The sequence below is a fragment of the Microbacterium hydrocarbonoxydans genome (assembly GCF_011752045.1).
GTDB lineage: Bacteria > Actinomycetota > Actinomycetes > Actinomycetales > Microbacteriaceae > Microbacterium.
In genome coordinates this window covers 1-12976 of sequence record NZ_JAAKXW010000002.1, presented here as the reverse complement: position 1 = coordinate 12976, position 12976 = coordinate 1, and the positions used below count along the sequence as shown (strand labels likewise).

Annotated in this window: 12 protein-coding genes; 9 read left to right on the top strand and 3 right to left on the bottom strand. The window is 67.8% G+C overall.

The features are described 5' to 3' along the window. Positions 1-7: 7 nt before the first annotated feature. The 5 genes from G6G98_RS08435 (at position 8) to G6G98_RS08415 (ending at position 6508) form a co-directional block, all read left to right on the top strand. Positions 8-2299, top strand: coding sequence for a glycosyl hydrolase family 95 catalytic domain-containing protein (locus G6G98_RS08435; protein ID WP_164234734.1), 2292 nt, complete (start codon positions 8-10; stop codon positions 2297-2299). A 90-nt stretch (positions 2300-2389) separates the two neighbouring features. Continuing rightward, positions 2390-2899 carry a hypothetical protein gene (locus tag G6G98_RS08430; protein ID WP_067355700.1) on the top strand — a complete coding sequence of 170 codons (510 nt, stop codon included), beginning with the start codon at positions 2390-2392 and terminating at the stop codon, positions 2897-2899. A gap of 1 nt (position 2900) precedes the next feature. Next, the gene (locus G6G98_RS08425; protein ID WP_067355703.1) at positions 2901-3572 is read left to right on the top strand and encodes a hypothetical protein; all 672 of its coding nucleotides are present in this window, start codon (positions 2901-2903) and stop codon (positions 3570-3572) included. 20 nt (positions 3573-3592) lie between these two features. Then, the gene (locus G6G98_RS08420) at positions 3593-3901 is read left to right on the top strand and encodes a hypothetical protein (RefSeq protein WP_164234733.1); all 309 of its coding nucleotides are present in this window, start codon (positions 3593-3595) and stop codon (positions 3899-3901) included. Between the two features lie 171 nt (positions 3902-4072). Beyond that, positions 4073-6508: a polysaccharide lyase 8 family protein gene (locus tag G6G98_RS08415; protein WP_243842061.1), complete on the top strand. Its 2436-nt coding sequence runs from the start codon at positions 4073-4075 to the stop codon at positions 6506-6508. Positions 6509-6677: 169 nt separating this feature from the next. On the opposite strand, the gene G6G98_RS08410 is transcribed toward G6G98_RS08415, so the two are convergent. From G6G98_RS08410 to G6G98_RS08400, 3 genes are read right to left on the bottom strand one after another with little or no spacing between them, the layout of a single operon-like run. Next, positions 6678-7427: an IclR family transcriptional regulator gene (locus G6G98_RS08410; RefSeq protein WP_067355714.1), complete on the bottom strand. Its 750-nt coding sequence runs from the start codon at positions 7425-7427 to the stop codon at positions 6678-6680. Between the two features lie 30 nt (positions 7428-7457). After that, positions 7458-7901, bottom strand: a complete 444-nt coding sequence (locus G6G98_RS08405; protein WP_067355718.1) for an RbsD/FucU domain-containing protein — start codon at positions 7899-7901, stop codon at positions 7458-7460. Positions 7902-7903: 2 nt separating this feature from the next. Beyond that, entirely contained in the window at positions 7904-8665 is a 762-nt protein-coding gene (locus G6G98_RS08400; RefSeq protein ID WP_067355721.1) for an SDR family NAD(P)-dependent oxidoreductase, read from the bottom strand. 155 nt (positions 8666-8820) lie between these two features. On the opposite strand from G6G98_RS08400, the gene G6G98_RS08395 reads away from it, so the two are divergent. From G6G98_RS08395 to G6G98_RS08380, 4 genes are all read left to right on the top strand, one after another. After that, complete coding sequence (locus G6G98_RS08395) at positions 8821-10116, top strand: extracellular solute-binding protein (protein WP_067355725.1); 1296 nt, start codon at positions 8821-8823, stop codon at positions 10114-10116. Between the two features lie 10 nt (positions 10117-10126). Next, a complete protein-coding gene (locus G6G98_RS08390) occupies positions 10127-11044 on the top strand; it encodes a carbohydrate ABC transporter permease (RefSeq protein WP_164234732.1) in 918 nt (305 codons plus the stop codon). Positions 11045-11124: 80 nt separating this feature from the next. Further along, entirely contained in the window at positions 11125-11946 is an 822-nt protein-coding gene (locus G6G98_RS08385) for a carbohydrate ABC transporter permease (protein ID WP_164234731.1), read from the top strand. A 206-nt stretch (positions 11947-12152) separates the two neighbouring features. After that, a partial coding sequence (locus G6G98_RS08380) for a gluconokinase (RefSeq protein WP_243842060.1) occupies positions 12153-12976 on the top strand: 824 nt, incomplete at its 3' end.

Genomic DNA, 12976 nt, shown 5'->3' with positions numbered 1-12976 from the left:
GGACCGGATGAAGGGGAGAGAACGCTACGTCAGTGAGAGCACCGCTCCCACCTGGGATCTCGGCATGATCGCCGGCAGCGGCCGGGTGGGCGCGGTTCTCTGGGGCACACCGCACGAGCACGTCGTCTCGCTGGCGCACGAACGGTTCTTCCTTCCGGTGAACCCGCGCACCGCGCCGCCGGCTTTCGCTGAGGTCATGCCGCAGGTGCGCGACGCGCTCCTCGCTCACGATGCGGACGCGGCGGCCGCGCTGGTCTCCGAGTTCTCCGATTCCTCGGGTTTCGCGCAGATGATCTGGACCGACCCCCTCGCCCCGGGCGCTGAGCTCAGAATCGTCTTCGGCGACGAGGGCGACGTCGAGACGGAGTCGTACCGCCGCCGGCGCGTTCTCGAGACGGGGGAGCTGTCGACGTCCTGGACCGCGGGAGGATGCGCGCACGAGATCCGCATCACCACTCCGCGAGGCGGGCGGCGCGCGATCATCGGCCTGCGATCGACCGCGCCTCGGTCGGTGCGGGTGCGTCTGGGGGTGACCGACGATCGCACGGCCGGCATCCCCGGAGCGGCGAGCTACGCCCGGTTCATCGACGCGGCCGCGTCGATCCCCGGGCCGGCCGAGATCGAGCTCCGGGTGACGGCGGGAGCCGACCGCGCCGTGGCTCTGAGGACCACGGCGAGGGCCTCGCGGGGCACCACCCGCCTCACCGACGAGGGGAGTGCCGCGGAGCTCGCCGTCGACCTGGACGGAGAGACGTGGTTCGCTCTCGAGGTCGAGCTCTCACTCGGCGACGCCGATCCCGAATCCCTCGACCTCGGCGACATGGCGGCACTGCAGGGAGCATCGCGTCTGGATCTGCGCACCGGTGTCGGCGAGGACGTCCCGACCGAGTCCCTGCTGCGTGAGGCCGCCGCAGACCCTCGAGCGAAGCGAGCGCTCATCGAGCTCGCTTTCGCCGCCGGCCGGGCGAACATCATCAGCGCGACCGGCGAACTGCCGGCGACGCTGCAGGGCGTGTGGCAGGGGACGTGGTCGCCGGCATGGTCGGCTGACTACACCCTGAACGGCAACGTGCAGAACGGCGGGATGGCCTCGCTCACCCCGACCGGGACCCCCGAGCTGACGGCATCCCTCTCGCGCCTGCTCGTTCCGCATCTCGAGGACTTCCGCACCAACGCCTCGCGAATCTTCGGCTTCGCCGGGGCGATGCTCCCGAGCCGGATGAGCACGCACGGTCTCGCGAATCATTTCGCCGACGACTTCCCGCATCAGTTCTGGATCGGCTGCGGCGGCTGGGTGCTGCGGATGCTCGCCGATGCGGTCCTCGCATCGGGAGATCGCGGGCTGATCGACGACGAGACGTGGCTGCTGGTCGAGGAGATACTCGGCTTCGCACGGGAGGTCATGGAGCGCGGGCCCGTCGCGCCCTCCTACTCGCCCGAGAACACGCCGGGCGGGGCGCGCACCCCGCTGGCCGTGAACGCCACGATGGACGTCGCGCTGCTGCGCGACGCCGACAGGGCGGGGCGGATCCTCGCCGAGGCGCGCGGCGCCGATCCGATACGGCTGCCTGCCGTGGCGCCCGATTTCCGCATCGACGACGACGGGCGCCTGGCCGAATGGGCGGATCCGGCCTTCGCGCCGCACCTCGCCCACCGCCACGCGAGTGAGCTTTACCCGCTGTGGTACGACGCCGACCCGGCGTTCGGGCGGCGAGACCTCCGCGATGCGGCAGCACGGCTCATCCGGGCGAAGATCGGCTGGCGCGCCGAGGATCCGGCAGCGCCGCCCGGGCGAGGTGAGATGGCGTTCGGGCTCGCCCAGCTGGGACTCGCGGCCGCGACCCTGGGCGACGCGCGGAGCGCAGAGCAGTGCGTCGACTGGCTGGCGACGCTGCATGTCACCCCCGCGATGACGACGACCCATGACACCGGATCGATCTTCAACCTGGACGCGAGCGGTGCGCTGCCGGCGCTCGTGGCGGCGATGCTCGTGCGCTCCTCGCGTGACAGCATCGCACTGCTGCCCGCGGTGCCCGACTCGTGGGGCGAAGGGGCGGTGTCGGGACTCACCACCCGGACGGCGCTGACGGTCGAGCTCCTCGAATGGAGCGCTTCCGGCATCTGCGTGACCCTGACCGGCGCCCCCGGTTCCGAGTGGGTGCGCATACGCCCGATCGAACTGCGCCTGCCGAAGCCCGTCGTCTCCCCTGCGCATCCCGAGCCGGTGCGGAGCATCTTCCTCGACCATCGGCTGAGCGGTCATCGTCTGACTCTCGCCTGGGCGCAGCCCGGAGCCTGAACCGGAGCGCCGTGTATCAGGGCCCGGTCGCCGCCCCTCTTCCTTCCAGGCGACCGATCCCGGCCGTCGGACTCGGAAGGAAGGTTCGTCATGAGCACTCTGCACGTCGAGAATCTCGGGTCGGTGGAGCTTCTGCGGACGCACCGGACGCTGGGCATCTCGCCCGGCGACGTCGCGTCGGTCATCGAAGACGAAGCCCGGCGCATCATCGAGGAGGCGGACGGCAGCCGGCAGCGGGCGATCGGCCTCGGCATCCGGCGGATGCGCGCCCGCGGCTTGATCACCGACGCGGACGTGAAGCGCCTGGAGCAGGCGAGCCGGACCGTGTTCCTCGTCGGCGCGGGCAAGCAGCCTCCGGAAGAGGGCGCAGCCACCCTCGACACGATCTACCGGGAGTCGCTGGACGACCCGGAGGCGAGCGAGATGGGGTCGACCATGGTCGGCGCCACCTACGCGGCGCGCAACAGCTCGGTCGCCCCGGCGGCGGGGCTGTTCGGGATGCTGATCGGTGGACTGCTCACCGGGGGATCCGGCGGGATGCTGATCGGCGGCCTCATCGGCTGGGGCGTTGGCAAGGTCTGCGGAGACGAGGAGGAGTGACATGGCCGTTCTCAGGCTCACGTCGATCACCTGCCACGAGCAGGCGGAGACGTTCACCGACGAGCTCTACGTGACGTTCAACGGCACGAAGCGCTCTCTGCCGAACATGACCAAGGGACAGACGAAGGTGCTCGGCGACGAGTTCCTCTTCGACGGGTCCCGACAGCTCAGCCTGTTCGAGAACGACGGAGACCACTGGTACGACCGGGACGACTTCATCGCCGCGCACACGATCACCGAGTCCCCGGGGGACTCGACGCTCGTCTTCGAGAGCCACAGCGGGAACGCGCTGGGTGCGCACTACTCCCTGGGAGTCCGCGTGGGAGCGCCGAGCGGTTCCGCCATCCTCCGCCTGCAGTCGATCACATGCAAGGAGCAGGCGGAGACCTTCACGGACGAGCTGTACGTGACGTTCAACGGCACCAAGCGTGCGCTGCCGAACATGACCAAGGGGCAGAACCTGACTCTCAGCGACGAGTTCCTCTTCGTCGGCTCGCGGGAGCTCAGCCTGTTCGAGAACGACGGCGATCACTGGTACGACCGCGACGACTTCATCGCGAAGCACACGATCACCACGACGCCCACCGACGTGACCCTCGAGTTCGAGGCGAGCGGCGGAAACGCCGAACCGGCGCACTACGCGATCAGCCTGAGCGTCACTCCGGCGCCCTAGATGAGAAGGGAGTACCGATCATGCCTGTGAGAGAGAAGTTCGTCCGCGCGGGGGACTGGCGGACGCTGGAGACGTTCTGGAACGTGACGACCACCGCCTGGTTCCAGATGCCGGCCGGCGCCGAGGTCAAGATCCGCTACTCGGGGTGGTGGTTCGGTGTCGACCGGCAGCGCACGCGCCTCGACGGCACCACCGTGAAACGGCTCGTCATCAGCCGGTGGTCGCTGTTCACCGCCCGGCTGCAGATGAAGGTGACGGCCGACACCGCCGTGATCTACGTCGTCGAGCCCGGTAACGTCGCCAACCTGCCGCCGGGCATCTCCTTCTGATCCGCTCTGCGCGTCGCTCTCGCAGGCCGGGAGCGACGCGCCGGTGGCGGCGGGCGCGGAGCGTCTTGGAGCATCGCCCCGTGTTCGAGTTTGTTCACACCCTCTACTATTCAAAGCGGAAAGCGTATACCGTAGCCATCGGAACCCCCCCCCACCGACAGGAGGCCGATGATGTCCGCCCTCGAACTCGACCGCCGCTCCTTCCTGGCCCTGCTCGGCGCCGGAGCGCTCGTCACCATGACCGGAGAGGCGGCGAACGCGAGCACCTCCGCGTTCGGCGTCGCCGCCGACGACCCGCTCGGCGCGCTCGTCCTGCGTCGCCGTGTCATGCTCGCCGGTGACGGCAGCGCGGCATCCGTGCCCGAGCTCGCGGGCGTGCTCAGCGACATGAGCACCAAGGCGGGGGCGACGTGGAGCTCCATGGTGCGGCCTGCTGCCGCCCCGGGCGTCTGGGCCGACCTTCCGCTCACCGGAGTGAGCGGCACGGTGATGTCGGGCAACATGGGCGTCACCTTCAACCGCGTCTTCGACCTCGCACTCGCGTACTCGACCGCCGGGTGCGCGCAGCACGGGGATGCCGCGCTCGCCGCCGACCTCGTCGACGCGCTGACCTACCTGAGCGCGAACGTGTACGCCGTGGGCAAGGCGAAGGTCGGCAACTGGTGGTTCTGGGAGATCGGCGTGCCCCGCAAGGCCGCCGACATCCTCGTGCTCCTGTACGACGTCGTGCCGGCCGAGGTGCGCACCGCCCTGATGGCGGCTGCGCGCTACTTCACACCCGACCCGAACTGGCGCGGCAGCGGCACCAGCTTCGCCGAGACCGGCGCGAACCGCACCGACAAGGCGCTCTCGTGCGCCCTGCGCGGCATCCTCGACGACCGCCCCGACGAGATCGCGCTGGCCCGCGACGCTCTCAGCGACACCGTGCGCGGCGGACGCAACAGCGTCTTCGGCTACGTCACCAGCGGCGACGGCTTCTACACCGACGGATCGTTCGTGCAGCACGGCTACCTGCCGTACGTCGGCACCTACGGCGTCGTCACCCTGGGCGGCATCGCCGAGATCCTCGGCCTGCTCGGCGGCAGCAGCTGGGACGTCGTCGATCCGAAGAAGTCCGTGATCCTGGATGCTGTCGAGGGCGCATACGCCCCGTTCATCTGGAACGGCCGGATGATGGACACCGTCCGCGGTCGTGCGGTCTCCCGGCAGGCGGCGCCCGACTACGTCGACGGCGCCGGCGCGATGACCGCGATCCTGCTGCTGGCTCAGGGCGCCGGCGAGCCCTACCGCAGCCGCTACCTGTCGCTCGTGAAGGGCTGGCTGCTGCGCAGCAGCGAGAAGCAGTACGGCCTCCAGTCGCAGACGGTCGCGAAGTCGCTCCTCGTCACCTCCGTCCTCGGCGACGACGCCGTGGTGCCCGCCGATGCACCGGTGTACACCAAGGCGTTCGGCGATCAGGACAGGCTGGTGCACCACCGCCCGAACTTCAGCGCCGTGGTGAACGTGTCCTCGAAGCGCATCGGCCGCTACGAGTGGGGCAACCGCGAGAACAACCTCGGCTGGTACCAGGGCGACGGTCTCACATACTTCTACAGCCCGGCCGACCCCGGCCAGTTCAGCGCCGACTTCTGGCCGACGATCGACCCGTACCGGCTGCCGGGGACGACGGTCACCGCCGAGCCGCGCAACAACGGGGCCGCCGACGGCACCGGCATCCCGCGGGCGTACCAGGCCTTCGGCGGCGGGCTCGCCCTCGACGACCGGTGGGGCATCCAGGGCATGGACCACCTCAACCACAACCGCACGCTGAGCGCCCGCAAGTCCTGGTTCTTCCTCGACGACAGGGTCGTCTGCCTCGGCGCGGCCGTCGCCTCGGCATCCGGTCATGAGGTCTTCACCACGATCGACAACCGTTCGTTCGCTCCCGACGCCGTGCCGACTCTGCGCACCGACAGCCGCAACCGCGTCCTGGCGGCAGGCTCCGCGCCGGTCAAGGTCAGCCGCAACGTGCACATCATGGGGCACGGCGGATACGTGTTCCTGAAGGGGGAGAACGTGAGCGGCGACATCGACGTGCAGGTCGTGCGCCGTACCGGAGACTGGAAGACCATCAACTCGGGCGGGGACACGGGCGGCACCGACGAGCCCAAGACCCGCGACTACGTCACCATCACCCACCACCACGGCACCGACCCGTCGGGCGGCGGCTACGCCTACATGGTGCTGCCCGACGTCGACCACTCGGTCACCTTCACCGAGTCGGACGCCCCGACCGTCGAGGTGGTCGCGAACAACGCGACCGCGCAGATGATCCGCGTCGCCGGCCAGGGGCTCACGCTGGCGAACTTCTTCGCCGCCGGCGAGGCGCAGGGCGTCACGGCGAGCGGGCCCTGCTCGGTCGCGGTGCGGACGGATGCCGGTCGCACCACGGTCGCGGTCTCCGACCCCAGTCGCACGCAGGCGGTCGCGAGGGTCTCGCTGGCCGACGCCGCATCCGCTTCGGTGATCGAGGCGGATGCCGGTGCGCGCGTCGTCTCGACGTCGCCGCTCGTCCTCGAGTTCGAACTCGACGGACACGGGCACTCGAAGCGCATCGTGCTCGGCTGAGCATCCGCGCCGCAGGGACGGCCCGGCCCGTCGGCTCGGGCCGTCCTCGTCTATCAGGATCCCGGCGCCCACCTTTCGGGTCGGACACCGCCGTCATCCACGTCGTCGAGCCGTGGAAGGTCGCGAACCCGCCGCCCAGCATCTCGCTCTGAGTGCGAGGGAGCTCGCGCTACGCCGCAGGACGCCAGCCGAGCTCGAGCGAGATGTCGTTCGTGGTGCGCAGCAGTTCGGGGAGGAACTCCTCGAGCGCCTCGAGGTCGGCCTTCTCGCGGAAGGCGGTGATCGAGATCGCCCCGGCGACCGTGCCTGAGTGGTCCCAGACCGCGGCGGCGATGCAGTTCGAGATGATGTCGTATTCGCCGTCATCCGTCGCCCAGCCGCGCTCCTTCACCTGGTCGAGGCGGGCTCGGAACTCGTCGATGCCGGTGATCGTGTTCTTCGTGTAGCGCTCGAACTCGACGCCGGCGAGGATCCGCTCCCGGGGCTCAGGCTCCATGTTCGCGAGAATCGCCTTGCTCACCCCGGCAGTGTGCGTGACGACGTACCCGCCGATCGTCGTGTTCAGGCTGATGGCCTGCACAGGCTCGACTTTATCGACGTAGACGAGGCGGTCGCCCTGCGGCACCGCGAACTGGATCGTCTGGCCGGTCGATTCGGACAGGCAGACGAGGTGGGGATGCACCACGGTCCGCAGGTCGAACTGCGAAAGCGCGGCTTGCGCGAGACCGGCGAGGCGGAAGCCCACGCCGTAGCGGCCCTGGTCGTCTTTGCGGACGAAACCGGCGGCCTCCAGGGTCTGAAGCGTGCGCAGCGCCGTCGTACGGTGGACCTCCAGTGCGGCCGCGATCTCACGCAGCTCCCGCGGGCGTGTGCTGCAGAACTCCAGAATGGAGATCGCTCTGCCGACTGTCTGACTCATGTCTGTGCACCCCTTGCCCTTGGCCTGCGATTATTGCACGGCAGCGGCCGCGGCTGCGGTCGCGGTGACACCGACCGTGAGGAGAACGTTGCCGAATCGTCTCGTGTCTCCTGTGACGACGCAGAGCGCCACATCTTCGCTGCGTGCGAGGTCGTAGAACTCCTGGCGCGCCACATCGACGTGGGGAAGGTCGTCGGAGAGCGCGCACCGGATCCCATCCTGGACCTCTCTCAGCACGTCGGGCGGGGACTGCATCGCCACGGATGCTTCGATTGCGATGTTCTCGGCGATGAGCTCGACGATCTCCGGGATCGTCGGCGCCCCTGGCGTGTATCCGAGGTGGCATATCGTCGCTCGGGGATTGACCGCCGTCGAAGTGGCGTAGTGCGCATCCGTGACGAGGATCCGCGCACGGTGGCCGGTACGCGCGAGCGCACCCAGAATGTCCGGATGAATCAGGCGTGAGGCGATCATGGTCAGCCGAAGTACTGAGCGCCGTTGATGTCGATGACCGCCCCGTTGACGTAGGAGGCCGTCGGGCCCGCCAGCCACACGGCCGCTCCGGCGACGTCGTCCGGGGTGCCTGCGCGCCCTGCGGGGATGCCGCTGATCGTCGTCTCCTTCGAGGCGGCGGTGGTGAACGTGTCATGGAACGGCGTGTCCTCGATGAAGCCGGGGGCGAGCGCGTTCACGGTGATGCCTCTCGGTGCGACCTCTTTGGCGAGGCCGCGGGTGAATCCGAGTACGCCGGCCTTGGTCGCCGCGTACGCGGTCGCACCGGCGTGACCGCCGTTGCGAGCTGCCAGCGACGCCACGTTGATGATTCGGCCCGCGCCCGAAGGCATGTGGGCCAGGACCGCGCGCGTGGCGAAGAACATGCTGTCCAGGTTCACGGCGAGTACCTGTCGCCAGAGATCGACGTCCATCTCAGCGATCGGCGATCGCTGCACGAGGCCGCCGACGTTGTTGACGAGGATGTCGATGCCGCCCGTCTCGGCGGCGATGCCGGAGAGTGCTGCATCCACGGCGGCGGAGTCCGTCGCGTCCACCGGGAATGCGAGAAGGGGCCGGCCCGACCCAGCCTCGACCGCTCGGAGCATGTCCTCATCCGGGGCATGAGTCCGGTGTGTGATCGCCACGCGGGCACCGGCATCGGCGAGGGCGATCGCGATCGAACGACCGATGCCGACCGCACCCCCGGTCACCGTCGCGTTGAGGCCGGCAAGGGGCTGGTCCATCTGATCCTCCGTTCCATGAATGCACAAGCTGTGCGTGTAGTGCACACCATGACAGATCGAGGCGGCGTATGCAACCGTTGACATCGCCCGCTGAGCGCGTATAGAGTGCACACGTTGTGCAGATAGCGCACAGCAGCTCATCAAGGAGGATTGGCATGAAGAAGAGCCTGCTCACTCGTTCTGCCGTGGCCGTGGTCGCGGTGGCGGGTCTCGTCGGCGTCACCGGTTGCTCCTCATCGTCGAGCGGCCCGGATGACGAGGTCACGCTGACGGTCTGGAACCCGCAGGACAACTGGCGCAAGACGACCTCGTACTACGAGGACAAGCTCGCTGAGTTCGAAGAGAAGCATCCGAACGTCACCATCGAGTACGTCGACATCCCCTACGGCCAGTACGAGGCCCGTTACACCGCCGGTTTCACCAGCGGCAAGGACGCGCCGGACATCTTCATGGGCCAGGTCTCGTACTACGCAGGAGGCCTCGGTGTCGCCGACGAAGCTCCCGACGACCTGCAGAAGCTGTGGAGCGACAACCTCACGCCGCTGACGGCGCGGAACTTCCAGCTCGACGGCAGCTGGTACGGCTACCCCGTCAGCTCCGACCTAGGCATGCAGCTCTACTACAACATGGATCAGTTCACCGAGGTCGGGCTCGACCCCGCCCAGCCTCCGACGACCTTCGACGAACTCCAGGAGTACGCCGAGAAGCTCGCGATCCAGGATCCGTCAGGCAAGGTCACCCGCAACGGCATGGCGCTGCGCTACTCAGGCAACCCCACCGGCATCGTCGACAAGGCCCTGCCCTACATCCACGCCTTCGGTGGGCGTCTGTACGCCGAGGATCAGAGCACGGCCGACGGCTACCTCAACAGCGATGAGACGGTCGCGGGCATCCAGTACATGCAGGATCTGGTGAACGACGGCGTCTCGAGTCTCGAACTGGGCAGCCCGGACGACACCTTCGCACAGGGGCTGTCCTCCATGACCTTCCGTGAGGGCTGGTACGAAGGCTGGCTCACTCAGAACGCGCCCGACGTCAACTTCGGCGTCGTCCCGTACCCGGAGGGTCCCGAGGGCTATCCCCAGGTGAGCCTGCTCTTCAACTGGGCCTGGATGGTCAATTCGCAGAGTCCCGACGCCGAGATCGCGTGGGACTGGATGCGTGCCGTCTCCGACCCCGAACTCGACCTCGGACTGGCCGAGCTCGAAGGCTACCTCCCGGTGTGGACCGAGAACTTCGATACACCGTATGTCACTGAGCGCAACGACTATCAGGCCGTGGAGAAGCAGATCGAAGAAGGCGCCGGGCCCGTCTACAACGCCCCGTACACCAACCAGATCGCCACCGTCGTCGGCGCGGCGATCGAGAAGGCGCTGCAGGGCGGAGACGTCCGTGAGGCTCTCGACGGCGCGGTCGCCGAAGTCGACGAGCTCCTCGAGCGCGGACGCTGAGAGCCGGGCCATGACCACCTTGGACACGCGTCCGGCATACGGCGCCACGCGTCGGCGGCCGATCGGCACGACGCTGAAGGCGTACGGATTCCTGACCCCCGCGCTCTTCTTCGTCGTCGTGCTGTTCCTCATACCGCTCGGATTCAACATCCTGATCAGCTTCTTCGACTGGTCGATCATCGGCCGCCGAGAATTCATCGGCCTCGAGAACTACATCGACGTCGCGACGAGCGAGCGGTTCCTGAACGCGGCCGGCAACACCGTCGCCTTCACCGCGATCGGAGTCCCGGTCGGCGTCGTCCTCTCCCTGGTCGTGGCGCTGGGTTTCAACGCGCTGACGATCAGCCGGGGCAGCGGCTTCATCCGTGCGCTCTACTTCGCCCCGGTGGTCGCCTCGCTGACCGCGGTCGCGTTCGTGTGGCTGTGGATCTTCAACCCCGCGTACGGGCTCGCCAACTCCGTGCTCGAGGGGCTGGGCATTCCGGGGCAGAAATGGCTCACCTCGGAATCGCAGGTGATCCCGTCGCTGGCCGTGATGTACGTCTGGGCCCGCCTCGGATTCAACGTGATCATCCTCGTCGCGGGGCTGCACGCGATCGACAAGTCCTATTACGAGGCGGCGAGGCTCGACGGCGCCGGTCCGTTCCGGATGTTCTGGTCGATCACGCTGCCGCTTCTGAACCGGCAGCTGGTGCTGGTGATCAGTGTGGAGGTGATGAACGCGCTCAAGCTGTTCGAGCTTCCTTTCGTGGCCACCAAGGGCGGGCCGACCGGCTCGAGCCGGTCCATCGTCATGGAGATCTACGAGCTCGCCTTCAAGATGGACAGGTGGGGAGAGGCTGCCGTGTATGTGCTCTTCTTCTTCGCCTTCCTGATCGTCGTGACAGCTCTCATCCGCAAGCTCTTCACGAGGGACATCTCAGAATGAACACGCTCATCGAACACGCACCCGCGGATCAGACCCGCGCGATCGTCACCGCAGGATCCCGGCGAGGCACCAGGATGTCGGTGCGACGCTCCCGCGGCCAGATCGCGCTCATGATCGCACTCGCGCTCGGCGGCGTCCTGATGGTCGTCCCGCTCATCTGGGTCGCGCTGTCGTCTCTGAAGCGTCCGGATGAGATCCTGCGCCTGCCGGTGAAATGGCTGCCGGACGACTTCTTCAACTTCGACAACTACGTCGCGCTGTTCGCCCAGCACGATTTCGGCCGGTACATCATGAACTCGTTCATCGTCACCGGCATCGGGATCGTGACGAGCCTCCTCATCGCGCTCCTCGCCGCCTACGCCTTCGCCTATTACGACTTCAAGTACAAGGAGGCCGTGTTCCTCCTCGTGCTGGCGCTCTTCATGGTGCCGCAGGAGGCGCTCGTCATCCCGCTGTTCCTCATGGTGTCCGAGGCGGGTCTGACGAACACATATCTCGGTCTGGCGTTCCCGGATCTGTTCACCGTCCTCGGCGTCTACCTGCTTCGGCAGTTCATGGAGGGCATCCCGTACAGCTACGTCGAGGCCGCACGGATGGACGGGGCGAGCGAGCTGCGGATCCTGTTCCGCGTGATCACGCCGATGGTGAGTCCCGCGATCGTCGTGTTCATCATCATCAAGTTCATGTTCACCTGGAACACCTTCCTCTGGCCCATGCTCGTCGCCCAGGACGAGACCATGTACACGGTCACCGTGGGCCTGGTGAACTTCGCCGGTTCCGAGTTCAACCAGTGGAACCTCATCAACGCCGCCACCATGATCAGCATGCTCCCGATGATCATCCTGTTCATCGCCCTTCAGAAGTACCTCGTCCGAGGCGTCGCACTCAGCGGCATGAAGTAGCGGGACCCAAACAGACGTGCGCTCCATCCCTCCCCTCATCGGGAGCGCACCCCGCGCCGAGCGATCTGGGGATCGCGCGTCGGCGCCCGGGGGATCACTGCGATGCGCGGCGCGTCGCGGTGATCCCCCGACCTGACCGGTCGGGACCCCGACCGATCGATCGTCCAGAAGGCCCATGAACCCCAGCGCCCTGCGGAGAGGACGTGATGACGCCCGGCACCCGGCGCGCCCCTGGTGGGCTCCACCCCGACGATCCGCGTCACTGGCCGGCCCTGCGTCTCGGTCCGGCGTGGTCGATCCCGGTGATCGCTGCCGCCCTGGAATCCGACGAACGGGCACCGGTCGCGATCCCGACTGATGAAAGGTCTGAACATGATCCACTCTGTCTCCCTGCGTCTCCCCACGCTCTCCACGGAGGCTGTCCGTGCCGTCCTCATCCGGATCGGAGCGGCGTGATGCGCGAATCTGACTCGGGAACGCCGCTGATCGTCGTCATGGGAGTCTCCGGCTGCGGCAAGTCGACGGTCGGGGCCGCTCTCGCGGCGCACCTGCGTGTGCCCTTCCGCGACGCGGACGACCTGCATCCGACTTCGAATGTGGACAAGATGTCGCGCGGCATTCCACTGACCGACCACGATCGCGCGCCGTGGCTCGCGGCAGTGGGGGAGGAGCTCGCGCTTCACCGATCGTCCGGAATGGTGATCGCCTGCTCGGCCCTGAAGGCGGCCTACCGCGACATACTCCGCACGCACGCGCCCGGCGTCTTCTTCGTACATCTCAGCGTGTCGAAGGACGTGCTCGCGGAGCGGATGTCTGCGCGCGCCGACCACTACATGCCACTCAGTCTTCTCGAGTCCCAGCTCGACACCCTCGAGGCGCTCACCGCGGGAGAGGGGGGAATCGCCGTCGATGCCGAGCAGCGCGTCGACGAGATCGTCGAGGCCGCACTGCGAACGATTCCCTACTTCACGATCGAGGAGCATTCTGTGCCCGAAGCATCAGCGAACATCGGAGTCGTCGGACTCGCCGT